The following is a 22331-nucleotide window of genomic DNA, read 5'->3' on the forward strand; positions in this document are numbered from 1 at the left end:
TGCATACTCAACGTTTTTTTATCGTTACCAATTATTAATATCAGAACGTTCACCTTTAAAATTGTTCGCTTGCTTATGACGCTCTGCTAAGACGCTTTCTACTTCTGCAAAGTTTATATTTAAATTGTGTAGTAAAACAAATAAGTGGTACAGTAAATCTGCAGTTTCATTTGTTACTTCTTCACGATCATTTTTCATTGCACCGATAACAACTTCAAATGCTTCTTCACCAAACTTTTTAGTGATTTTCTCAATGCCTTCTGCTAATAAATATTTAGTATATGAATTTTCTTTGTTAGATTCGGCACTAGTCGTAATAGTTTGTCCTAAATCTTGCACGCTGAATGGAATATCAGTATTAAAACAACTTTGGCTGCCAGTATGGCATGTTGGGCCATTAGGTATCACTTCAATAAGAATCGTATCTTGGTCGCAATCTAAATAAATATTTTTTACTTCTTGTGTGTGGCCAGAAGTTTCACCTTTAGTCCATAGACGTTGTTTTGAACGTGAATAAAAACATACGACATTGTCTTTAAGTGTTTGTTGATATGCTGCTTCGTTCATATAGCCGAGCATTAATACTTGCTTGGTCGTCACGTCTTGCAAAATAGCAGGTAAAAGTCCCTTGCTAAAATCAGGTTGTTGTGTCATCTTACAGGAATACCTCCTTCAGACATAAATGATTTAATTTCATTAACAGTCGTTTCTTTATCATGTAGTATGCTTGCAGCTAAACCAGCGGAGACATCAGTTTGGTTAAATAAATCAACGAAATGACTAGGTTGACCACCACCACCGGAGGCGATGACTGGAATATTTACACGATGTTCTATTTCGTGTAAATGTGTGACATCAAACCCTTGTTTCATACCATCATGTGTCATGCTTGTGATGAGTAATTCGCCTGCACCTAATGCTTCAACTTCTTCAACCCAATCATAAACACGTTTGTCTGTTCTTGTTTTTCCACCATGTGTATAACAAAAGTAATCGTCTAACGTTGAGTCGTAGTTACTATCTATAGCAATACAAATACATTGTCTACCAAATTTATCGCTAGCCTCTTTAATAAATTGAGGGTTTTTTAACGCGCTAGAATTTAGTGATACTTTATCAGCACCATGATTTAATAATTGTGAAATATCATCTAGCGTAGAGATGCCACCACCTACAGTTAAAGGGATAAATAATTTTTCTGCAGTCTCTTCAATTACATCTAAAACTAAATCATGACCAGCTTCAGTCTTTGAAATATCTAAAAAGACTAATTCGTCTGCGCCTTGTTCATTATAGTAGAGCGCGTAATCTACTGGATTGCCGATGTCTCTTAAGCCTTTAAATTGAATGCCTTTAACGACTCTACCGTCTTTTACATCTAGACAGGGGATAATTCTTTTTTTAATCAAGATAATTCCTCCCAAAATTGTGGGTTATGTGCAGCTTTACCAACGATTGCTGCATAAACATTTAATGCATCCAATTTTTTAATATCCTCTTGGTTTCGAATGCCACCTGAAGCAACGATAGGAATGTCAGTTTGTTGTACTAATTTGCCAGTGATTTCAAAATTAGGACCTGCTAAGCGACCATCTTTAGCAATATCTGTATAGATTAATCCACCTAAAGGTAAGTGATTTATTGTCTCTACAAGGTCAAATAAATCTAACTGTGCATCTTGTTCCCAACCGTTAATTTTAATCGCTTGCTCATAGGCATCTACCGATAAATAAATGCGATTTGGAAATTGTTGCGCCACTTGTGCTAACCAATCTAAATCTTGAATAGCTTTCGTACCAACTATGCAATAATCAATACCTTGGTCAAAGTATGCTTTTATTGTCTCTACCGTACGTATACCGCCACCAACTTCAATTGGTTTCGTTGTGAGTTCACGCAAAGTTTTAATATAATCTTGTTCAACTGAAGTTTGTTGTTTAGCACCAATTAAGTCAACAATGTGGATACGATCAACACAGTCAAATTTACTATAATGAGTAATACTCTCTTCAGCGCTACGTGCCATTTTCTCCTCAGAATCATATTTCCCTTCTGTAAGCCTCACGCTTGTTGCATTTATTAAATCAATTGCTGGCCAGAGCTTGATCATTTAAAAATCCTCCTTGTAAAGCTTGATTTAAAATAGCTAAACCATATTCGCCACTTTTTTCAGGGTGAAATTGGATGCCGATATAATTATCATATTGCACGATGCCAGGAATTTTAGTGCCATAGTCAGCGTAAGCTATGACGTTCTCCGACATTTCAGCTTGATAAGAATGAACAAAATAGACATCATGTTCGAGTTGTTTATGGTCACTAATTAAATTATTCCAACCTAAGTGCGGTACGGGATAGGGCGACTGGATGGGGATAATTTGACCAGGTATTAATTGTAAACCATCAACATTGCCTTCAGCGCTATGTTCGAATAACAATTGCATACCCAAACAAATACCTAACATGGGTTTGTCCTTAATATTTTTTAAAATTGGCAATAATTGACGTTGATTTATTGCACGCATCGCATCTTTAAAGTGTCCTACGCCTGGTAAAATAATGGAATCTGCTTGTTCTATAATCGTTTCATCGTCTGTTAATTGAGCTTCATAACCTAAATGTTCAACTGCACGTTTAATATTTTTAATGTTTCCTAAGCCGTAATCAATGATTGCAATCATTCAATCACTCCTTTTGAGGAAGGCACGCCTTGTACATCATTTTCTGCTAAAGCATCTTTTAAGGCTCTAGCAAACGATTTAAATATGGCTTCGATTTCGTGGTGTGTATTACCCCCTCTTATTAAATCAATATGTGCAGTTAAACGTGCATTAATCACTAGCGCTCGGAAAAACTCTTCAGTTAATTCTGTATCAAAAGTACCTACTTTTTCTTTACTAAGTTCACAATTGAATGACAAATAGGGTCTACCACTAATATCCAGAACTGTTCGCGCCAATGTTTCATCCATCGGAATGTAACTTGTCGCATATCTACTAAACGATTGTTTTTCTTTAACCATTTCTAGTAGTAATTGGCCTAACACAATGCCTATATCTTCGGTTACGTGATGATCATCTACCTCTATATCACCATTAGCATGTATCGTTAACGTTAACTGACTATGGAAAGAAAATAGTGTTAACATATGATCTAAAAATCCTACGCCTGTATTAATGTCGCTTTTAACTCCATCATCTGCTAATGATATGTCGAGCTTTGTCTCAGCTGTATTACGCGTTTTTTGAAATTTCATATTGTTTCCTCCAATCTTGAACAATTTGAGTTAATTCATCTAATTGTTCGTCAGTAGCGATAGAATATCTAACATACTCACTCATTTCTGGTTCATCATAAATTCTAGGTTGAAAACCTTTACCGGCGATATATTGACCTAAAGAATGTGCTAAAGCCCCTTTAGTTAAAACAAAATTAGTAGCCGAAGGGAAAATATAAATAACATCTCCGACATTATCATTGAATATGTCTTTAAGGCGTTGTGCTAAATGACGTTGATGTTCAATAAATTGTCTTGTTGTTGTCGAATGTTCAAACATATATATAGCGATATTTAAAGTTACTGTATTGAGTGGATAAGGATGTTCAATTTGCTTAATTTTATCTATCGTTTTAGGTGTGCTTATTAATACACCTAATCGAAGTCCAGCAATAGCAAATGCTTTAGACAACGTGCGCATTTGTAACACATGATCTGCCATAGTGAAGTCATATGCTGTGCCAAAATCTAAATACGCTTCATCAATAACGAAATAACCTCCGATGTCTTTCATTTTATTAGCAATCGCTGTTAAAAATGCAACGTCATATTGTTTACCTGATGGGTTATGCGGATTACTCATGATGAAAAACGAAGGCTGGTGTATGTCTATCGCAGTTAGAATTTTATTCAAATCGAACGTTAAATCTGTTTCTGCTTCTACAAAATGAATAGGGCGCTGAACTTGTTTAGCATAGGCTTGATACATAAAGAAATCTGGATTCAAAGTTAGCGCAGGGCCCTCTGGCATAATAAGCATTAACTTTTGAATTAGTTCGTCAGAACCGTTACCAGCAATAATTTGCTCAGCTTCAAAACCATAAAATTGTGCGTATGCTTGTTTGAAACGTTCATATTCTGCATCGGGATAAAAGTTAAAGGCAGATTCACTAATGATAGAAGCTATTAATGCTTGCGATAATGGTTTAAGTGGGCTTTCATTTTTGTTAATTCTAATCATTATGATTCTCCTTTATTGATGCGCACCTTAATTGATTGTTCATGATTAAACAACTGCTCAGTATGTGCGATAGTTTGCGCAGATTGTTGAATTTGGTTAAACGTCTGTTGAGATAAATTAATAACAGAATGTCTCGTTAAAAAGTCATTTACAGATAGGCCGTTAGCAAAGCGCGCATTTTGATTTGTTGGCAATACGTGACTAGGTCCTGCTACATAATCCCCAATAACTTCTGGAGAGTAATAACCTAAGAATAATGCACCAACATGACGCACATGATTTAAATAAACTTCAGGATCTTTAGTCTGAATAGATGCATGTTCTGGTGCAATGCGATTCATTACATCACAAGCATCGTCAAAATGATCGACATGAATAAGATAATGATTGTTATCGATACTTGCTTGTACAATGTCACGACGTTCTATTGTTGATAACTGTTCGGCTATTTTTTGTTCTAATTTTTGAAGGACAGTTAAGTCTTCGCTAATAACAAATGTGCGTGCTAATTCGTCATGTTCAGCTTGAGCAAAGACATCATAAGTAATTGCTTCTAAATCTGCAGTATCATCGATAATCAAGGCAATTTCACTTGGTCCTGCAATTTGGTCGATACCAACTGTTCCAAATAGATATTTTTTCGCATATGCAACAAATTGATTACCTGGGCCAACGATTTTATCTACCTTTGGAATCGTTTCTGTACCATAAGTTAAAGCTGCGATACTTTGGGCACCTCCAACTTGATAGACAGAAGTTATGCCTGTGATATAACAAGCAGCAAGCACGACATCTGATACGCCTTGATGTTGGGGCGGTGTAACGACTACGATAGTATTCACGCCGGCTACTTGAGCTAGCGTCGCAGTCATTAATACAGTAGAAGGATAACTTGCTTTGCCACCTGGCACATATATACCTACGCTATCTAGAGGATGATATAATTCATAACACTCTGCTTGGCCTCGCTTTGATTCCCATTTGATAGATTGTTGGTACGCTTTAATACGTTCATAACTTTGTATTAATGAATTTTTAAGTCCGCTATCTATACGGCTATAAGCTTCTTTAATAGTATCGGCAGAAATCGCTAGTTGTGGCGTATCGACTTGATCAAATTGTTTATTATAGCTACGTATCGCAGTATCTCCAGCATGCTTAACATTATCACAAATATCTTTTACTAATGGATATAAGTCTTCATTTAATGCAGGTGTATCTTTTGTTGAGTTTAGAAAAGAAGTTTTACTTAAAATCAATGAGTGACACCTCCAAAGTTTGTATAAAGCGGTCTATATCTTTAGATTTTTGAAAATATGAATGTTTATTTGTGATTAATTTCGCATTAATAGATGATATTTCATCTTTTTCTACTAAACCATTTGATTTGAGTGTTGTACCGGTTTGAACGATATCCACAATACCATCTACCATTTCAACTAAACATGCCAACTCTATAGAACCAGACAGCTTTACTAAATCGACATCTATACCTTGTTGCTCGAAATAATTTTGTGCTGTCTGTACATATGATGTTGCAACTTTGTTAAATGTAGTTGTTTCTGGTTTTGCAGCTAATGCGAAATGACAATCGCCAAAAGGGAGGTCTAATAAATTATTAATGTTATATTGGCCTTCATCTAGTATATCGCTACCCACTATACCAACATCTGCCACGCCTTGTTCTACATAAATTGGGACATCACTACCTTTGACTAAAATAAATTGAATATCTTCCACTGATATTAATAATTGGCGTTGTCTATTTTCTAATGCCTGTACGATTTTAGTTTCATTTTTATCGTGTAAATATTGAATAAAGCTTTTTAAAAGTCTGCCCTTGGCTAATGCAACTGTCAACATAAAGTCTTCTCTCCTTCAAAATTAAAGTATAAAACCTAAGCCGAACCCTTCTAATGTACCTTTGTAATAGCCACCAGTTAATTGTTGGTCTTTATTACGTTTTAACGTACAACTCATAAATGCACCTTTATAATATGAACGTGGGGGTTGAGGCGTGATGTCTAAATGGATATTATTTATGCCCAACGATTTGAAATATTGTTCCCAACGTGTTAGCGCTTGTATCGTTGTATGGTCCGGCGTATACAATTGTGTTAACAATTTTAATTGTTCAGTCGTATTAGTCGTCAGTAATTGAACAATAGGGTGCGCAGTACCTAAAAGTTGGGATAACGCCGAAATATTGCGCTCTTGAATATATTTTAACGTCGTATCGTCTTGATATGGTTGTTCTAGTAATAAGTCTATAAGTTGGTAATGGCCTAAAATAACAAAGTCAATGTCATCATCTAGCGTTGTTTTGATAAAGTCGTAAAATGCACTAAAGTCATGTTGCATTTGAGTAACAGTTGGATTGTAGTGTTCAATACCAAGTTGTGTATTAACGATGTTATCTCGTATTATAGGTCCAGAATATGCTACTTTATCGTATTCAGCAGGGTATTGACTGTAATAACGTAATAATTGATCAGTAAAGTCATTGCGTAAAGCAAAAATTTGATGGTTATGTTGCCAAAAACTACGTTCCGTCATTTGATGTAAATCATCTTGAGTGAGCGTAGGCCACTTTAAAGATTCAATAAAGCTAAAGTCAACAAGTTCAAAATTTGCGGCTTCAAAATGCTTTAAAAAGGCAATTTCGTTTTCTTTGTTTGCGATTAAAGTTGTTGAATTTGTCATAAAACCATCCTTTGCATTTGCTTTTACTCTCTACCGAAGTAAAGTATTAAATGATAAGTTATACTGTAACACACCAATTGTTTAAATTCAATAAATTTTCTGAATATTATAGATAGATTAATTGCACTTTATAATTTAGTGCAGGTGTTAAATTACAACGTGCAATGCGCTCTGTATTAATCTATTGATTTACCGTAAGCTATATAATTTGCCATATCGTTATCTGGCACCATATTGCCGCCTGTAGCCCAAACGATATGTGTTGTGTTTTTAGTATTTAAATGCGATAAGTGTTGAACAGTTTGTGCAAGCCCATTAAATCCTGAAGCGGCTGAGGGTTCAATGTTAATTTGTTCAGTCTTAGACAATAAATACAAGTAACGATACATCATCTTATCTTGCACTGTATATGAAGCGTATAATAGAGGTGACATAATTTTACTTACTAATTTTGAAGGGCGAGATACAGCTAATCCATCGGCATCTGTTTGACCATCTAAACCAATATCGGTTACTGCAATATTATCAAATAATTGTGTCATTAAACCTAAAGTCATACATGGTGCATGTGTTGGTTCGGCAAAGAAACAATAAACATGAGGGCCTAATACTTCACGTAAGCCGAATGCGATACCACCAGGTCCACCACCTACACCGCATGGAATGTGAACACATAAAGGATGTTCTGAATCAATCATGATATTTTGTGTTTCAAGCTGCTCTGTTAGACGTAAGGCAGATACTGTATAACCTAAAAATAGATCTTCAGAATTCTCATCATCAACAAAATGACACTTTGGATTTTTTTGAGCGATCTTTCTACCTTCAGCTACAGCTACTTGATAGTCAGAATCATGTTCAGTCACAGTTACACCTAAAGATCGTAATAATTCTTTTTTCCACTGACGTGCATCGCTAGACATATGGACATTAACAGAAAAGCCTAATTTCGCACTCATCATACCGATGCTTAAACCTAAATTACCCGTCGAACCTACCGCAATGGTATAGTCAGAAAATATTTTGTGGTAGTACGCTGAGTCTAATATTGCATAATCATCTTCTTGTGTTAGTGTACCTTTAGTCATAGCGATGTGTTCTGCATATTTTAACACTTCATATATGCCGCCTCGTGCTTTGATAGAACCAGAAATAGGTAAGGCATTATCACATTTCAATAATAATTGTCCTTTCAAATCAATGCCTTGTTGCTCTTTTAAAATGTTTTGCATATTTGGAAGTGGGACGAGTGCAGACTCAATGATACCGTTGGAAGCGCGCGTTTCAGGAAAAACAGATGCTAAATAACTACTAAAGCGTCTTAAGCGTGCATCAGCTTCTTCAATATCTTTAATAGAATACGTCGACATTGATTCATATTCGAAACGTGGATTACGCCAAAAAATAGTATCGTAATGCTGCATGCTTTGAATAAGAGGATAGTTATTTTTTAAAGTTGTTACATCAATCATTGATGGTTCCACTCCTTATTGTTGTTATTATTTATTAAGTAATTGCGCAATTACTTAATAAATGTACTAAACGTTCCTATATAACAATTATTTACATAGGAACGTTGTTTTTGCTTAATTTAATTATATAATGTTTGCTTTTATTTAGTAAGCAAAGGGCCGCCTGGACCTAATGGTAACCCGATTAAATACCAAATAATCATAAACAATGGCCACACGATACTTAATACAATGGTATAAGGCATTAAACTCGATATTAAAGATCCGAGTTGCATATTTTTGTCGTATTTTTGAGCGTATGATAACAGTAAAGGTAAATAAGGCATCATAGGCGTAATAGGGTTGGATATTGAATCTCCAATACGATATAACATTTGTGTGAATGCTGGATGGAACCCTACTAGTATAAGCATCGGTATAAATATTGGTGCTAAAATACCCCATTTTGCAGAGGCACTACCAATTAACATATTTATTAACGCGCTAAGAATAATAATACCGATAATTAACACGACGCCATTTTGACCTTTCAATAGTTCGGCACCTTTTACAGCTACAATAATACCTAAATTGCTCCATTCTAAAAATGCTAATAGTTGTGCTGCGAAAAAGACGATAACGATAAATGAACCCATAGAAGCCATAGAATCAGTAAACATTTGACCTAAGTCTTTTGTATTGCTTATTTCTTTAGTCATTACCCCATAAACAATACCCGGAATTAAAAATATAATGAGTAAAATTAAGCCAACGCCATTTAAAATTGGAGCATCATTGAGTAGACTACCCGTCTTGGCATTACGTAAGAAACTGTTTTCAGGTATGGCTAAAATAATTAAAACTATTATTGAAGCGACAAAACTGATATTAGCCCAAAATACTGCACGTTGTTGTGTTGGCGTGATGGAATTATTTGAATCATCCGTACTAATATCAGAATTTGTATCGTCATATGTACCTAATCTCGGTATGACTAATTTCATTGTAACCCAGTAAACTGCAGGTAATAATACGACAACACTTGCTGCAATAAAATACCAGTTCATTGCAACATTGATATGTATTTTATCTGACACGATTTTAGTTGCTGGTTCTGTAAATGAGTATACTAAGGCATCTGTCATACCTAATATTAAATTGGCTGAGAAACCTCCTAAAGCCGACGCATAAGCCATAGCTAAACCAGCGATAGGGTGATAACCTAATTTGATAAATACCATTGCGGTAATAGGTGGTAAGACGATAGGTGCTGCATCTCCAGCCGCATTACCTAATATGCCTATAACAATAATACAAGGTACGATAATCTTTTTAGGTGCTTTATGGACGACTTGAATCATTAACTTATCAAAATAGCCCGTTTTTTCAGCAACTCCAATTCCTAACATAACTGCTAGCACTAGGCCTAAAGCAGGAAACTCGGAGAAATTTTTTATCGCATCGTTTAAAATCATTTGGATACCATCGGCACTTATTATACTTTTAATTTCTACGGCTTTACCAGTTCCTGGGTGTTTAACTGACACATGAAATAAAGAAACAATCCATGTAAGAATTGCTAAACCAAGACACATTAAAAAGAAAAGAATACTAGGATCTGGTAAACGGTTACCCACGCCTTCTACGACGTTTAAAAATTTATTCATAAGTGACTTTTTCTGCTTAACATTTGAACTCATAAAACCGCCCCCTTTGAAATTTATCGAAATTATAACAAAGCAAAAGATAAAAAAACATAATTTTCTGTAAATTAATATTTTATTATGCGATTAGCTACTTATTTTGTTGAATGATTGAGTATATAAAAGTAACAACTACTTGTCGTATGTTTAGTAGTTTCTTAAACAGGCAATCTTTAAATAAGGAAAGGTAAAGTGACGATTATTAAAGGAGTGAGTTTTAATGGGAAGATTAGATAATAAAGTGGCAGTAATAACAGGAGCGAGTACTGGTATAGGTCAAGCATCTGCCGAAGCATTAGCAAATGAAGGTGCCGAAGTATTAGCCTTCGATATATCAAATGACATAGATGATACAGTTAAAGCTATAAATAATGCAGGTGGTAAGGCTAAAGCTTATCATATTGATATTTCCGATGAACATGCGGTAGAAAGGGCAGCCAAAAACATTCAAGAAACCTATGGTACGATAGATGTGTTATTTAATAATGCTGGTGTTGATAACGCAGCTGGTCGCATTCATGAGTATCCTATTGAAGTATTCGATAAAATAATTAACGTCGATTTAAGAGGGACATTTTTAATGACAAAATTCTTTATTCCACTCATGTTAGATAACGGTGGCGCTATTATTAATACAGCATCATTTTCTGGACAAGCCGCCGATTTAAATCGATCAGGTTATAATGCAGCAAAAGGTGGCGTTATAAACTTTACACGCTCAACAGCGATAGAATATGGACGTGAAAATATACGAGCAAACGCTATTGCTCCAGGTACAATTGAAACGCCATTGGTGGATAAACTCGTAGGTAGTGAAAACGACAAAGCGGGACAAGACTTTAGAGAAAATCAAAAATGGGTAACGCCGTTGGGTCGACTAGGTAAGCCGAGTGAAGTAGGTAAATTAGTGACGTTTTTAGCTTCTGATGACAGTTCATTTATTACTGGTGAAACGATAACGATTGATGGTGGTGTGATGTCTTACACATGGCCTGGTGAAATGTTAAGCGATGATAGTTGGAAAAAATCAATTAAATAAATTTATAGAAAAAGCTGATAGCATTGTGCTATCAGCTTTTTCTCTGTACCTACCATTTAATGCTTTCAACTGTGTCATCGTCTAATGATTTAATAATTTCTGTAATTAAATTAACCGAATTTTTATAGTCGTCAGTATGCAACACTGAAACGTTAGAGTGCATATAACGTAACGCCACACCAATAGATAATGTCGGCACACCTTCGTTAGCTACATGAATACTACCAGCATCTGTGCCACCACCGATAGTAGTATCTAATTGAATTGAGATATTATGTTTCTTCGCAATTTGCTTAACATGTTTACTGAAACCTACATGTCCAATAATACTGCTATCCATAATAATGACAACTGGGCCTTCACCAAGGGCAGTATCACTGAGTTGAGACATATCTGGTGTGTCATATGCTACGGCGACATCAACAGCAATCGCTAAATCAGGTTTGATTTTGTTGGCCGCTACTTTAGCACCACGTAAACCAACTTCTTCTTGGACATTTGCGCCAGAATATAAATCGATATTGATATTTTCATTTTTTAAATTATCTAATACATCAACAGCAAGGGCACAGCCATAACGATTATCAAAAGCTTTTGCCGTTAAATATTTATTGTTGGCTAAAGTTTCAAATTCGCTATATGGTGTAATCATATTACCTACGTCGATACCAAATTGTTCCGCTTCTTTTTTACTTTTGACCCCAATATCTATAAACATGTCTTTAATATCAATTGTTTTTTTACGTGCTTCTTGTGACAAGGCATGAGGTGGTTTAGAGCCAATAATACCACGAATTTGTTTCCCCTCGTCAGTAGTTATCGTTACTTTTTGTGAAAGCATTACTTGGTTCCACCAACCGCCAACTGGTGTGAATTTGATAAAACCATTATTATCAATTTGAGTAACGATGAAACCAATTTCGTCTAAATGGCCGGCAACCATAATCGATTTAGTACCATTAGTAGCATTCTTTTTGCCGAAAATGCCACCTAAGTTATCTTCAATAATTTCATCACTAAGTGGTTTTAGGTAGTCATGCATTAAAGACTTAACTTGCATTTCATGACCAGCAATACCATTTACATCTGTTAAAGTTTTCAACAATTCTATTGAATTTTTCACAAAATAACCCCCTATATTTTTATTTAATTATATTGTAGCACTAAATTTTTGAAATGCTATTAATGCAATACTTATACAGTTAAAATGATGAAAATATGTCGATAATTTAACAAAGCAGTTAGATTAACAAAACAGTAATGTTTATACACTGAATAAATTACTGGAAAAGAAATTGCGAAACAAAAAGGTGTAAGTCGCTCTACAGTATATAGGATGCTTAAGGATTAAATATATCCTGCTACAATTAGAAGTGTTTCAGTACTTCCTACATATAAACCTAAGGAAATTATGTTTTTTCAACTAATGTTTTAATTCAAAAAAATGAAAATTTAATTTTTTATGTAAATATAATGGGGAAAGCAAATATTATTTTTAGAGGTGTAAATAATATGAAAGAAAAAGTACAATGGAAATTATACGAGATAATATTTTTTGTGGTTGCTATTATATTTTTAATTTTAGCAAATATTAACCTGTTTCAAATAACTCATTTTAGTCAAACAGTTGAATCAATTTTCTATGCTATGTTTTTATTTTCTATGTTTATTGTGTATGTGAGAAAATCATTTCTTATAGCACTTTTACCGTTAATAGCAGGTATATTATTCTTTTTAAGTATATTTTAATATGAAATAGACTGCTCTCTATTTAAGGGAACAGTCTATTTTTACCTTATTAATTAATAAGGTTTAGCCCATGTAATTTTATAAACCCATCTTTCTACTGGTTTTTGATAAGGGTTTTCTCTTACTAATCTTTTAGTAGCTGTCCCACCAACAGTTACACCGTTATATTTAGAACCTGTGATAACTCCAGAAATAATTTCAAAAGCACCACCCGCTATAGAGGAAACTGTTCCAGCAGTTACAAGTCCACCAACAATTGATATAACCCCACCAATTGTTGCAGAAGTACCAGCTAATTGTCCTTTAGTTATTTTTTGAGACCATTTTTTAGTTGCTTCTGTTGCACGATTATAGAATAAATAGTAAATATATCATTTAAATTATTTCTTTTCCTAACTTGCTAGCATGATACAAATAAATTTATAACATATATAATACATTTCCATTGTCACTTCACTTGATTTATATGTGAAGGATTTCAGCTGAATAAATTGGTCATTTTTAGACATTGCTTAGTTAAACGCTATAGTTCTCGCTGAGAAAAAAAGAATTATCTTCTTTCTACTGATAAAAATATTATCCATATTTTTACTACACATGTGAGCTGTATGCATCTCTTCTAGTTTAGATAAAATGATAACCTTGTATTGATATAACCGTCTCATTTTGCCCTTTAATACTACGCTCACGTAATGCTTTTTTGAATCTTTTCAAAGTTACGAGGATTGCTTAATCAATTTGTTCAAGCATGTAAAAGGCTTCGTTATTATTTGATTTAAAAGATTCTTTAGCTTTAAAAACTAGTCATAATTGTTTATTTGTGTATAAAAAATAAATATTATTTTCTGAGTCTACCCAATTGTTTAACCTACATTACTTATGACTCTAATAATTTAAGTTTATAATCATTAATTGATTGTATGGTACCATCATGTTTTTTGATAATAATATGATCTTTATTAATTTGTGTCGGACTGTTAACACCAACAGCTGCTGCAATATTGAATAAGCCTTCGTGTAAATTTGTAATATAGTTAGTCACACGATATTTCTTTTCTTCTACTATAAGCGCTTGTTCTTTCTTAGGATCTGTCGTAGCAACACCTACTGGACAAGTATTTAAATGACATTGTTGACTCATAATGCAACCGACACTAATCATCATTCCACGCGCAATATTGACTAAATCTGCACCTAAAGCTAATGCTATAGCGATTTTATCTGGCGTAATAAGTTTACCTGAAGCAAAGATTTTAACTTGATCACGTACTTCATATTTTTCTAACAGGCCTGATACGATAGGGAGGGCTGTAAATAATGGTAGGCCAACACCATCTTGTAATTCTTGGAATGTAGCGCCTGTCCCACCTTCGCCACCATCTATAGTAATGAAATTAGGATAAATATTTGTTTCTATCATTGTTTTAATCAGTGTTTCAATTTCAGAAGTGGAGCTGACAACAATTTTGAACCCTACAGGTTTTTGTCCCACCGTTTGCAAATGTTCAACCCACGATAGCAACTCGTATGTATTGTTTATAAAATCGAAGCGGTTAGGTGAGTTAATCGTCACCCACGGTTTCACTTTTCTAATTTTAGCGATTTCTTCTGTTACTTTATTACCTTGCATATGTCCACCACGTGTTTTAGCGCCTTGTGCAAGTTTAATTTCAAATGCTTTTATATTTTCAGAATCAGCTAACTCTTTGAATAAATCTATATTGAAATTACCATCTTCGTCTCTGACACCAAATAGTCCAGGACCAATTTGGAAAATAATATTTGTATTACCAGTGAGATGATATTTTGAGAGGCCACCTTCGCCCGTATTCATCCACGTACCAGCTTGACCTAATCCTTTGGACAGTGCGGTAATTGCATTGCCACCTAAAGCGCCGTAACTCATACCTGATTGTCCAACTAAACGTTTTAAGCGGAATGGGTGTGCCAGTTTAGGTCCAATAATAATTTCATCTTTATCATCTAAAAAATAAGGATTAATTTGTGATGCTTCGCGATGCTCCTCTCTTTCGAAAAGGCGTTCGTTATCAATTTTATAAATGAAACTAGAAATTAATACACTTTGATCAATGCGCAATTCGGAAGCCTGATGCGGAAACATCGTATTTTTAATATAAAATCCTGCGGCGTAATCTTTTTCCGTTCCGAAACTTGCCATTCTTGAATTGTATTTACCAGCTAAAACAATGTTTTTATAATCTAATCTGGAAAATGGTTTACCTTCTTTATCCTCTAAGAAAAAATATTGACGCATTTCTGGACCGACTTTTTCAAAGAAATATCTAATACGTGCTAATAAAGGATAATTGCGTAACACACTATGTTGAGATTGGCGTTTATCTTTAAAAATTAATAATGCAGCAGTAATAACTCCGCCAAGTATAAAGCATACAATAATAATATTTACTATAAATTGTAAAATTGTTAAAAGTGTCATATTCATTCCTCCCCATTAAATTTAATATTACATCATATAGAAATTATTACAATTAAAAATAAGCTTTATTTAACTAAAATGTTCACAGTATAAATTTTAAAAATAATTAAATGCACTAGTGTTTTAAATCGTCAATAGTAATAAGTTTTAAGAACTTTGAAAAGTGTTATTACTAAGTAAATAAACAATTTGTCGAAAAGGACTTATTGTATAGATAATATAAAATTTAAGGTGGTATTTTATTAAAATATGGAGGAAAAAACATTGTTGCAAATCAAAGATATTTCATACATCGCAGATGATCGCACAATTATTGATGATTTAAGTTTCACTGTTAATAAAGGTGAAACTATCGCAGTAATTGGACCATCTGGTAGCGGTAAAAGTACATTGTTTAGACTTATGAGTAATTTAATAAGTCCAACTAAAGGGTCGATAACGTTAAACGGGACGCCTTATGAACAAATTAATCCAGAACAATTAAGGATGGAAGTCAGTTATTTATTACAACAAAGTGACTTATTTGAGCCTACAATAGGTTTGAATTTGTCATTCCCAGCACGTGTGCGTAACGAAAAATTTGATAAAAAACGTGCAAAACAATTATTGAAAAGAGTAGGTATGGGACACTATAACTTAGATGCGCGTGTTAACCATTTATCTGGAGGAGAGCGACAACGTATAACGATTGCTAGACAATTAATGTACATCCCTCAAATACTATTATTAGATGAAGCAACAAGCGCACTTGATGCAAAAAATAGAGCAACTATCGAAAAAATGATTTTTGATTTGGCTAAAGACGGTGTCACAATTATGTGGATCACACACAATGACGATCAAAGCATGCGTAATTTTAGTAAACGTATAAAAATTGTAAATGGAAAAATAGAAAGTGAGGAGAATTTATCATGAGTGTAACAGCATTAGCCCTAACAGCCTTACTACTGTTATTTCCAATTATTGTTTCTTATAAAGAGAAGTTGTATATTACAAAAGATTTGTTAATTGCTACTGTACGTGCGATTGTACAACTTGCAGTATTAGGCTTTTTACTACATTTTATCTTTAATGTAAATCAAGTTTGGATTTTAATTTTATTTGTTTTAGTTATTATTATCAATGCTTCATGGAATACCATTCATCGTGCATCACCAGTTATGCACCATGTTTTTTTAGTGTCTTTTGTCGCAATATTCGTCGGTGTGACTTTACCACTAGTCGGTGTAACTTTAACTGGTGCTATTAGTTTTAAACCTAATGAAGTTATACCGGTAGCTGGTATGGTCGCAAGTAATAGTTTAATTGCCATTAACCTCGCTTATCAAAATATGGATAAAGAGTTTGTGCAACAATTAGAACAAATTGAAGCCAAATTAGCTTTAGGGGCAGATCCAAAAATGGCGTCCAAAGCTACGGTGCGAGAAAGCATTAAAACAGCTATTGTTCCAACGATTGATTCTGTTAAAACGTATGGTATCGTTTCGATTCCAGGGATGATGACAGGTCTTATTATCGGTGGAATGCCGCCGTTAGATGCCATTAAATTCCAATTGATGGTTATTTTTATTCATACTACGGCAACGATTATGTCAGCACTTATCGCTACATATATTAGTTATCGACAATTTTTTAACTATCGTGATCAACTCATTGCTAGAACGATGCATGACGCTAAATGATAAGAAAAAAATAATTAAAAATATTTTGATGCGGAGCGGGACATCATATGGTCTTCGGGCGCTACTTTTATATAGGCAGTAGATGACTGAATTGAAAATGCGTTTATATCAAGCTGCTTTCAACGCTAGTCATCCTTGCCGGGGGGATTACAAAATCTTCTTATAAAAATAAGAATTTTTTCGCTTCCTTCGTATTTTTTAAGTCGGTAATATAGAAATAGTGTGACTCCCAAACCTGTTGACGCATGGTATATAATGGAATGGCTATGTGAAAAATGACAACAGGAAGGAGGAACCGTATGACTATAATGCGTACGACCACTTTTATATTTAGTATTTTTATTGTTGGTATGGTTGAAATGATGGTTGCAGGTATCATGAATTTAATGAGTGATGATTTAAATGTTTCTGAACCCGTTGTGGGGCAACTTGTAACGTTATATGCCATTACTTTTGCTATTGCAGGACCAATTTTAGTAAAGTTAACGAATAAATTTAATGCTAGACCGTTATTACTTATAACTTTATTCGTATTTATTATCGGAAATTTAATTATTGCTGTAGCGCCTAACTTTACAATATTAGTGATAGGTAGAATCTTATCATCAGCAGCGGCATCACTTATCGTTGTGAAGACACTTGCGCTTACTGCATTGCTCACTTCTCCACAAAATAGAGGGAAAATGATTGGTATAGTTTATTCTGGCTTCAGCGGTGCAAATGTTTTAGGTGTTCCAATCGGTACAATTATTGGTGATTGGATAGGATGGCGTTTCACTTTTGTGTTTATCGTTGTTATTAGCGTTATTGTAGGTTTATTGATGTATATTTATATTCCTGTAAGTAAAGAAAATAAAGCTACAACACAAACATCGTCATCGCATAATCAAACACTATCTCGTGTGTTACGACCATTTGAGATAGGTAAATATTTATGTATTACATTTTTATTATTAGTAGCAAATTCAGTGACGTTTATTTATATTAACCCACTCATGTTATCGAACGGTCATACTTTATCGTTTGTATCAATTGTTTTACTAATAAACGGAATCGCTGGCGTTATGGGAACGTCGATGGGAGGATTCTTATCAGATAAATTGACGAGTAAATATTGGCTGACAATCGCGACAACAATATTTATCGTTATGATGTTACTGTTGAACTTAGTATTACCTGGGACTATTTTGTTATTATTAACTATATTTATATGGAATGTCATGCAATGGAGTACCAATCCTGCGGTACAAAGTGGTGTCATAGAACACGTTGCAGGCGATACGAGCCAAGTGATGAGCTGGAATATGTCTAGTTTGAATGCCGGTATTGGTATTGGAGGCATTGTCGGCGGACTTGTAGTATCAAAAATGAGCGTCCATGCAACGACTTATGTGACGGCCATTATTGCATTTGTTGCATTGATTATAATTATTAGTTTAAAACCAAGAGCTAAATATGCTAATGAATCCGTAAATAAAAATTAAATGATACAGTTAATAGCCAAACGTTATCACTAACGTTTGGTTTTTTCATGTATTCGGTTTACTTTTAAGTAATTAAAATGATTAGATTAGATTATAAATAAAACTTTAAATGGAATAATAAATTGATATTGTAGTATGATATAAATAATTAATAGGACGTGACTATTGGAGGGAAGAACATGAGCGACAATACACCGACACATGATAAAGTAGATGGCTTTATTGACAACTTAAAACAATGGCAGGATGAGTTTAAATTTTTAAGAACATTATTACTAGAATCTGAATTAACAGAAGACTACAAGTGGATGCATCCATGCTACACTTTAAACAATAAAAATGTCGTTATCGTTCAAGATTTTAAACATTACTGTGCATTATTATTTGAAAAAGGCGCTATTATGGAAGATAAATATAATAGTTTAATTCAACAAACTAAAAATGTTCAAGCAGCCAGACAGTTACGATTTGAAAGTTATACAGAAGTTCAAAAACGTAAAGCTGAAATTGCGTGGTATATAGCAGAGGCTATTAAAATAGAAAAGTCAGGTAAAAAAGTGCCGATGAAAAAAACAGAAGACTATGAAATGCCTGAAGAATTACAAGCAAAATTTGATAGCATGCCAGAATTAAAAACAGCGTTCGATAACTTAACACCAGGTAGACAGCGTCAGTATATGTACCACATTGGTCAAGCTAAAAGATCTGCAACGAGAACGCAACGAGTTGAAAAATATGTTGATCATATACTTGATGGGAAAGGTATGAATGACTAAAACATTTGAAATAAGATAATGAAAGAAGGGACGTAAATGGCAAAATCATCTAAACGCATTCAATTATTAGAATCTGCAGCGCACATTGTAAACGAACAAGGTATTGAATATTTAACTTTAGATGCTGTTGCTAAACGAGCTGGAGTTAGTAAAGGCGGGTTACTATATCATTTCAATAATAAAGCTGCATTAATACAAGGCTTGGTGAATTATGCAGATGAATTGTACCGTACTAACGTGAATGAGCATAAAGCTGAACAAACAGAACAGCAAGGTAAATTAATACGAGCTTTTATTGAAGCGACAAGAGAGCATCGTAAAGAAAATGCCTCCATAACTTCTGGAATGTTAGCAGCACAAGGTACGGATAGTAACTTGTTACTTCCGTTACAACAAACATATAAATCTTGGCAATCCGAGATTGAAAACGATGGTTTGGATGATATAGATGCGACGATTTATAGGCTAGCAGTAGACGGGTTATGGCTGTCTGAAATATTTGGTATAGATGCAATAGATGAACAAATGCGTCAAGCTGTGTTAAATCGTTTAGTAGATTATTCATATCATAATAAAAATTAAATAATTTTCTATATCCTAAGAGGTAGTAAGTGTTCGAGCTTATGACCTCTTTTTTTATTGCTTAGACAAAGTTGAAACTTAACCGTCCAGTTGGTACACTAACCAATGTGTTAATTCAAGTTTGGAGGTAAAATTATGAACAAAGTCATGCTTACAGTTGCTTTAACAGGAGCGGGAGATACTGTAGAGAAAAATAGTAATGTACCTGTTACACCAGAGGAAATTGCAGATTCAGCAATTAAATGTGCAAAAGCAGGTGCGACGGTAGCACATATTCATGTAAGAGATCCACAAACTGGAAAAGTATGTCATAACGTAGAATTTTTTAAAAAAGCTGTCGAACTCATTAGAGCGGCAGACGAAGATATCATTATTAATATTACTTCAGGTGGTGGCGGTGATTTTATACCGAGTTTAGAAAATCCTGAAGTGGGTGGCGTAGGTACAGATATGCAAACACCCGAACAACGTCATGAACCGGTAGGTAAATTATTGCCTGAAATGTGTACATTGGATTGTGGTAGCGTCAATATGGGGGATGATGTTTATTTAAGTCCTACAAATTGGTTGCGTAAACAAGCAGCACTTGTTCAAGAAGCGGGCGTTAAACCAGAATTAGAATGTTTTGATACAGGTCATGTCAGCTTTGCTAAACAACTTATTAAAGAAGGTTTGATTGATGGTCAACCATTATTCCAATTTTGTTTAGGTATACCATGGGGCTTAGAAAACGACCCAGAAACAATCGAATATTTAAAAACGCGTATACCAGAGGGCGCATCTTGGTCGGCGTTTGGTATCGGCCGTCTACAATTGCCAACGGTCGAAGAAGCAGCAAAACGAGGTGGTAATGTACGTGTAGGTTTAGAAGATAATTTATATTTATCTAAAGGTGTTAAAGCTACAAATGAACAACTCGTAAAACGTGCTAAAGAGATACTTAGTGAGTTAAATATTGAACCGATGACGCCGCAAGAAGCAAGAGAATATTATAATTTAAGAAACCCTAAAGGAGACTTATAAATGAAATTTGCTGTAGTTGGAACGGGAGTAATAGGTAGCGGTTGGATTACAAGAATGTTAGCGCACGGGCATCAAGTCGTAGCAACAGATCCAAGTGAAGGCGCATATGAGCGTATGTTAACTCAAGTTAAACAGAACTGGCCATACGCTAAAGCATTAGGTATGAGTGAGCATGCATCATTAGACAATTTGACGTTTACTGAATCATTAGCTGAAGCGGTAAAAGATGCCGACCATATTCAAGAAAATGTGCCAGAAATTGAAGAACTTAAAGATAAAGTTTTAACTGAAATTGACTTCTATGCCAAACCAGATGCGACGATAGGGTCTAGTACATCGGGTATTATGCCGTCTGAATTACAACAAAATTTAAAACATCCTGAACGTTTTGTAGTAGCGCATCCTTTTCATCCGGTCTACATTTTGCCGTTAGTCGAAATTGTAGCTGGGCAAAATACGGCAGAAGCTACTTCTATAGCTGCAGAAAAACTTTATGAAAGTATTGGCATGGACGTGTTACATGTCAGACATGAAATTGAAGGACATATTGCAGATAGATTAATGGAAGCACTTTGGAGAGAGGCATTGCATATTGTAAATGATGGCATCGCCACAACTGAAGAAGTAGATAAGGCATTTACACATGCGGCAGGGTTAAGATATGCACAATATGGTCCGTTTATGACTTTCCATTTAGCCGGTGGAGAAGGTGGCATGCGCCATATGCTTAAACAATTCGGTCCTGCCTTGAAAAAACCATGGACTAAATTAGTTGCTCCAGAACTAACTCAAGATTTATACGATAGTGTCGTTGAGGGATGTGAAACGTCATCTCAAGATTATTCGATGTCTGATTTAGATAAAAAACGTAATGAATTTTTAGTCAAAGTAAAAAAACTAGCAGAAGAATATTGGCCAGAAGATACGCCGCAAATGAAAAAATCAGAAGGACAGTCGGTGTATTAGTATGACTCACGAATTGTACAGTTTTCATACAGAGGTAAAGGCCGAATGGGTGGACCATAATAACCATATGAATGACGCAGCATATAACCGTGTGTTTAGCGATGCAACGGATAGTTGGTTAGCATTTCTAGGATTAGATAAAGAGGCGATCGAGAAATTATCTTACACAGTATTCACATTGGAAAATCATGTTTTATTTTTAAAAGAGTTAAAGTTACATGAGCCAGTAACAGTTAAAGTTGCATTAATTGATCATGACGCCAAAAGACTGCATGCATTTATGACCATGCTAAATGAAGACAATGTTAAATGTGCAACTTATGAAGTGATGTTGATGGGTATAGATACTGAAAATCAACGACCAAGTGCTTTTCCTAAAAAAATTAAATCAGCTATAAACGACTATGCGAGTAGGGCTGATAAACATGAAGCACCTTCAGAAATTGGACATAAAATTGAAATTATAAAGAAATAAGT

24 protein-coding genes are annotated in these 22331 nt (G+C 34.5%); 11 read left to right on the top strand and 13 right to left on the bottom strand.

Annotated features, from left to right (window positions below):
* Nucleotides 1–24: 24 nt before the first annotated feature.
* From hisIE to RPL90_RS02660, 11 genes are all read right to left on the bottom strand, one after another.
* Nucleotides 25–654 (bottom strand): bifunctional phosphoribosyl-AMP cyclohydrolase/phosphoribosyl-ATP diphosphatase HisIE, encoded by a 630-nt coding sequence (hisIE, locus tag RPL90_RS02610; protein ID WP_313543113.1) that lies wholly within the window; start codon nucleotides 652–654, stop codon nucleotides 25–27.
* On the bottom strand, nucleotides 651–1409 hold the full coding sequence (hisF, locus tag RPL90_RS02615) for an imidazole glycerol phosphate synthase subunit HisF (RefSeq protein WP_313543142.1): 759 nt from the start codon (nucleotides 1407–1409) through the stop codon (nucleotides 651–653). The genes hisIE and hisF overlap by 4 nt, the downstream gene beginning before the upstream one ends.
* Entirely contained in the window at nucleotides 1406–2110 is a 705-nt protein-coding gene (hisA, locus tag RPL90_RS02620; protein ID WP_313543156.1) for a 1-(5-phosphoribosyl)-5-((5-phosphoribosylamino)methylideneamino)imidazole-4-carboxamide isomerase, read from the bottom strand. Before hisA ends, hisF begins: the two co-directional genes overlap by 4 nt.
* Complete coding sequence (gene hisH, locus RPL90_RS02625; protein ID WP_313543193.1) at nucleotides 2085–2681, bottom strand: imidazole glycerol phosphate synthase subunit HisH; 597 nt, start codon at nucleotides 2679–2681, stop codon at nucleotides 2085–2087. The genes hisA and hisH overlap by 26 nt, the downstream gene beginning before the upstream one ends.
* Nucleotides 2678–3256, bottom strand: a complete 579-nt coding sequence (gene hisB / locus RPL90_RS02630) for an imidazoleglycerol-phosphate dehydratase HisB (RefSeq protein ID WP_313543206.1) — start codon at nucleotides 3254–3256, stop codon at nucleotides 2678–2680. Before hisB ends, hisH begins: the two co-directional genes overlap by 4 nt.
* Nucleotides 3234–4238, bottom strand: a complete 1005-nt coding sequence (locus RPL90_RS02635; RefSeq protein WP_313543218.1) for a pyridoxal phosphate-dependent aminotransferase — start codon at nucleotides 4236–4238, stop codon at nucleotides 3234–3236. Before RPL90_RS02635 ends, hisB begins: the two co-directional genes overlap by 23 nt.
* A complete protein-coding gene (gene hisD, locus RPL90_RS02640; protein ID WP_398573847.1) occupies nucleotides 4238–5494 on the bottom strand; it encodes a histidinol dehydrogenase in 1257 nt (418 codons plus the stop codon). Before hisD ends, RPL90_RS02635 begins: the two co-directional genes overlap by 1 nt.
* Nucleotides 5484–6101 (bottom strand): ATP phosphoribosyltransferase, encoded by a 618-nt coding sequence (gene hisG / locus RPL90_RS02645; protein WP_313543247.1) that lies wholly within the window; start codon nucleotides 6099–6101, stop codon nucleotides 5484–5486. The genes hisD and hisG overlap by 11 nt, the downstream gene beginning before the upstream one ends.
* Nucleotides 6102–6122: 21 nt before the next feature.
* Nucleotides 6123–6941: an ATP phosphoribosyltransferase regulatory subunit gene (locus tag RPL90_RS02650; RefSeq protein ID WP_313543262.1), complete on the bottom strand. Its 819-nt coding sequence runs from the start codon at nucleotides 6939–6941 to the stop codon at nucleotides 6123–6125.
* A 176-nt stretch (nucleotides 6942–7117) separates the two neighbouring features.
* Nucleotides 7118–8413, bottom strand: a complete 1296-nt coding sequence (locus RPL90_RS02655) for a D-serine ammonia-lyase (protein ID WP_313543277.1) — start codon at nucleotides 8411–8413, stop codon at nucleotides 7118–7120.
* A 140-nt stretch (nucleotides 8414–8553) separates the two neighbouring features.
* On the bottom strand, nucleotides 8554–10092 hold the full coding sequence (locus RPL90_RS02660; RefSeq protein WP_313543289.1) for an AbgT family transporter: 1539 nt from the start codon (nucleotides 10090–10092) through the stop codon (nucleotides 8554–8556).
* Between the two features lie 223 nt (nucleotides 10093–10315).
* On the opposite strand from RPL90_RS02660, the gene RPL90_RS02665 reads away from it, so the two are divergent.
* Nucleotides 10316–11134 carry an SDR family oxidoreductase gene (locus RPL90_RS02665; RefSeq protein WP_313543304.1) on the top strand — a complete coding sequence of 273 codons (819 nt, stop codon included), beginning with the start codon at nucleotides 10316–10318 and terminating at the stop codon, nucleotides 11132–11134.
* A 49-nt stretch (nucleotides 11135–11183) separates the two neighbouring features.
* Here RPL90_RS02665 and RPL90_RS02670 read toward each other — a convergent pair whose 3' ends face one another.
* The gene (locus RPL90_RS02670) at nucleotides 11184–12257 is read right to left on the bottom strand and encodes a M42 family metallopeptidase (RefSeq protein WP_313543317.1); all 1074 of its coding nucleotides are present in this window, start codon (nucleotides 12255–12257) and stop codon (nucleotides 11184–11186) included.
* A 156-nt stretch (nucleotides 12258–12413) separates the two neighbouring features.
* Here RPL90_RS02670 and RPL90_RS02675 point away from each other — a divergent pair, with 156 nt between their 5' ends.
* On the top strand, nucleotides 12414–12485 hold the full coding sequence (locus RPL90_RS02675; RefSeq protein WP_313543756.1) for a helix-turn-helix domain-containing protein: 72 nt from the start codon (nucleotides 12414–12416) through the stop codon (nucleotides 12483–12485).
* Between the two features lie 161 nt (nucleotides 12486–12646).
* Nucleotides 12647–12883, top strand: coding sequence for a hypothetical protein (locus tag RPL90_RS02680; protein ID WP_313543330.1), 237 nt, complete (start codon nucleotides 12647–12649; stop codon nucleotides 12881–12883).
* 877 nt (nucleotides 12884–13760) lie between these two features.
* On the opposite strand, the gene RPL90_RS02685 is transcribed toward RPL90_RS02680, so the two are convergent.
* Nucleotides 13761–15341 (bottom strand): FMN-binding glutamate synthase family protein, encoded by a 1581-nt coding sequence (locus RPL90_RS02685; protein ID WP_313543343.1) that lies wholly within the window; start codon nucleotides 15339–15341, stop codon nucleotides 13761–13763.
* A gap of 249 nt (nucleotides 15342–15590) precedes the next feature.
* On the opposite strand from RPL90_RS02685, the gene RPL90_RS02690 reads away from it, so the two are divergent.
* The 8 genes from RPL90_RS02690 (at nucleotide 15591) to RPL90_RS02725 (ending at nucleotide 22329) form a co-directional block, all read left to right on the top strand.
* Nucleotides 15591–16256, top strand: a complete 666-nt coding sequence (locus tag RPL90_RS02690) for an ABC transporter ATP-binding protein (protein WP_313543360.1) — start codon at nucleotides 15591–15593, stop codon at nucleotides 16254–16256.
* Nucleotides 16253–17023: an ABC transporter permease gene (locus tag RPL90_RS02695; protein WP_313543377.1), complete on the top strand. Its 771-nt coding sequence runs from the start codon at nucleotides 16253–16255 to the stop codon at nucleotides 17021–17023. Before RPL90_RS02690 ends, RPL90_RS02695 begins: the two co-directional genes overlap by 4 nt.
* 299 nt (nucleotides 17024–17322) lie before the next feature.
* Nucleotides 17323–18507, top strand: a complete 1185-nt coding sequence (locus RPL90_RS02700) for an MFS transporter (RefSeq protein WP_313543415.1) — start codon at nucleotides 17323–17325, stop codon at nucleotides 18505–18507.
* Nucleotides 18508–18686: 179 nt separating this feature from the next.
* Nucleotides 18687–19283, top strand: a complete 597-nt coding sequence (locus RPL90_RS02705; protein ID WP_313543432.1) for a YdeI/OmpD-associated family protein — start codon at nucleotides 18687–18689, stop codon at nucleotides 19281–19283.
* 36 nt (nucleotides 19284–19319) lie between these two features.
* Nucleotides 19320–19865, top strand: a complete 546-nt coding sequence (locus tag RPL90_RS02710; RefSeq protein WP_313543448.1) for a TetR/AcrR family transcriptional regulator — start codon at nucleotides 19320–19322, stop codon at nucleotides 19863–19865.
* A 135-nt stretch (nucleotides 19866–20000) separates the two neighbouring features.
* Nucleotides 20001–20888: a beta-keto acid cleavage family enzyme gene (locus RPL90_RS02715; RefSeq protein ID WP_313543465.1), complete on the top strand. Its 888-nt coding sequence runs from the start codon at nucleotides 20001–20003 to the stop codon at nucleotides 20886–20888.
* Nucleotides 20889–21854, top strand: a complete 966-nt coding sequence (locus RPL90_RS02720) for a 3-hydroxyacyl-CoA dehydrogenase NAD-binding domain-containing protein (protein ID WP_313543479.1) — start codon at nucleotides 20889–20891, stop codon at nucleotides 21852–21854.
* Between the two features lies 1 nt (nucleotide 21855).
* Entirely contained in the window at nucleotides 21856–22329 is a 474-nt protein-coding gene (locus RPL90_RS02725; RefSeq protein ID WP_313543495.1) for a thioesterase family protein, read from the top strand.
* The last annotated feature ends 2 nt before the right edge of the window (nucleotides 22330–22331 follow it).

It is taken from the genome of Staphylococcus kloosii (assembly GCF_032139365.1).
Lineage (GTDB): Bacteria > Bacillota > Bacilli > Staphylococcales > Staphylococcaceae > Staphylococcus > Staphylococcus kloosii_A.

What these genes read in the sequence shown, in the direction of transcription:
- hisIE (WP_313543113.1), bottom strand. Translation starts at nt 654, where the DNA reads ATGACACAACAACCTGATTTTAGCAAGGGACTTTTACCTGCTATTTTG.
- hisA (WP_313543156.1), bottom strand. Translation starts at nt 2,110, where the DNA reads ATGATCAAGCTCTGGCCAGCAATTGATTTAATAAATGCAACAAGCGTG.
- hisH (WP_313543193.1), bottom strand. Translation starts at nt 2,681, where the DNA reads ATGATTGCAATCATTGATTACGGCTTAGGAAACATTAAAAATATTAAA.
- hisB (WP_313543206.1), bottom strand. Translation starts at nt 3,256, where the DNA reads ATGAAATTTCAAAAAACGCGTAATACAGCTGAGACAAAGCTCGACATA.
- RPL90_RS02635 (WP_313543218.1), bottom strand. Translation starts at nt 4,238, where the DNA reads ATGATTAGAATTAACAAAAATGAAAGCCCACTTAAACCATTATCGCAA.
- hisG (WP_313543247.1), bottom strand. Translation starts at nt 6,101, where the DNA reads ATGTTGACAGTTGCATTAGCCAAGGGCAGACTTTTAAAAAGCTTTATT.
- RPL90_RS02650 (WP_313543262.1), bottom strand. Translation starts at nt 6,941, where the DNA reads ATGACAAATTCAACAACTTTAATCGCAAACAAAGAAAACGAAATTGCC.
- RPL90_RS02655 (WP_313543277.1), bottom strand. Translation starts at nt 8,413, where the DNA reads ATGATTGATGTAACAACTTTAAAAAATAACTATCCTCTTATTCAAAGC.
- RPL90_RS02660 (WP_313543289.1), bottom strand. Translation starts at nt 10,092, where the DNA reads ATGAGTTCAAATGTTAAGCAGAAAAAGTCACTTATGAATAAATTTTTA.
- RPL90_RS02665 (WP_313543304.1), top strand. Translation starts at nt 10,316, where the DNA reads ATGGGAAGATTAGATAATAAAGTGGCAGTAATAACAGGAGCGAGTACT.
- RPL90_RS02680 (WP_313543330.1), top strand. Translation starts at nt 12,647, where the DNA reads ATGAAAGAAAAAGTACAATGGAAATTATACGAGATAATATTTTTTGTG.
- RPL90_RS02685 (WP_313543343.1), bottom strand. Translation starts at nt 15,341, where the DNA reads ATGACACTTTTAACAATTTTACAATTTATAGTAAATATTATTATTGTA.
- RPL90_RS02690 (WP_313543360.1), top strand. Translation starts at nt 15,591, where the DNA reads ATGGAGGAAAAAACATTGTTGCAAATCAAAGATATTTCATACATCGCA.
- RPL90_RS02695 (WP_313543377.1), top strand. Translation starts at nt 16,253, where the DNA reads ATGAGTGTAACAGCATTAGCCCTAACAGCCTTACTACTGTTATTTCCA.
- RPL90_RS02700 (WP_313543415.1), top strand. Translation starts at nt 17,323, where the DNA reads ATGACTATAATGCGTACGACCACTTTTATATTTAGTATTTTTATTGTT.
- RPL90_RS02705 (WP_313543432.1), top strand. Translation starts at nt 18,687, where the DNA reads ATGAGCGACAATACACCGACACATGATAAAGTAGATGGCTTTATTGAC.
- RPL90_RS02710 (WP_313543448.1), top strand. Translation starts at nt 19,320, where the DNA reads ATGGCAAAATCATCTAAACGCATTCAATTATTAGAATCTGCAGCGCAC.
- RPL90_RS02715 (WP_313543465.1), top strand. Translation starts at nt 20,001, where the DNA reads ATGAACAAAGTCATGCTTACAGTTGCTTTAACAGGAGCGGGAGATACT.
- RPL90_RS02720 (WP_313543479.1), top strand. Translation starts at nt 20,889, where the DNA reads ATGAAATTTGCTGTAGTTGGAACGGGAGTAATAGGTAGCGGTTGGATT.
- RPL90_RS02725 (WP_313543495.1), top strand. Translation starts at nt 21,856, where the DNA reads ATGACTCACGAATTGTACAGTTTTCATACAGAGGTAAAGGCCGAATGG.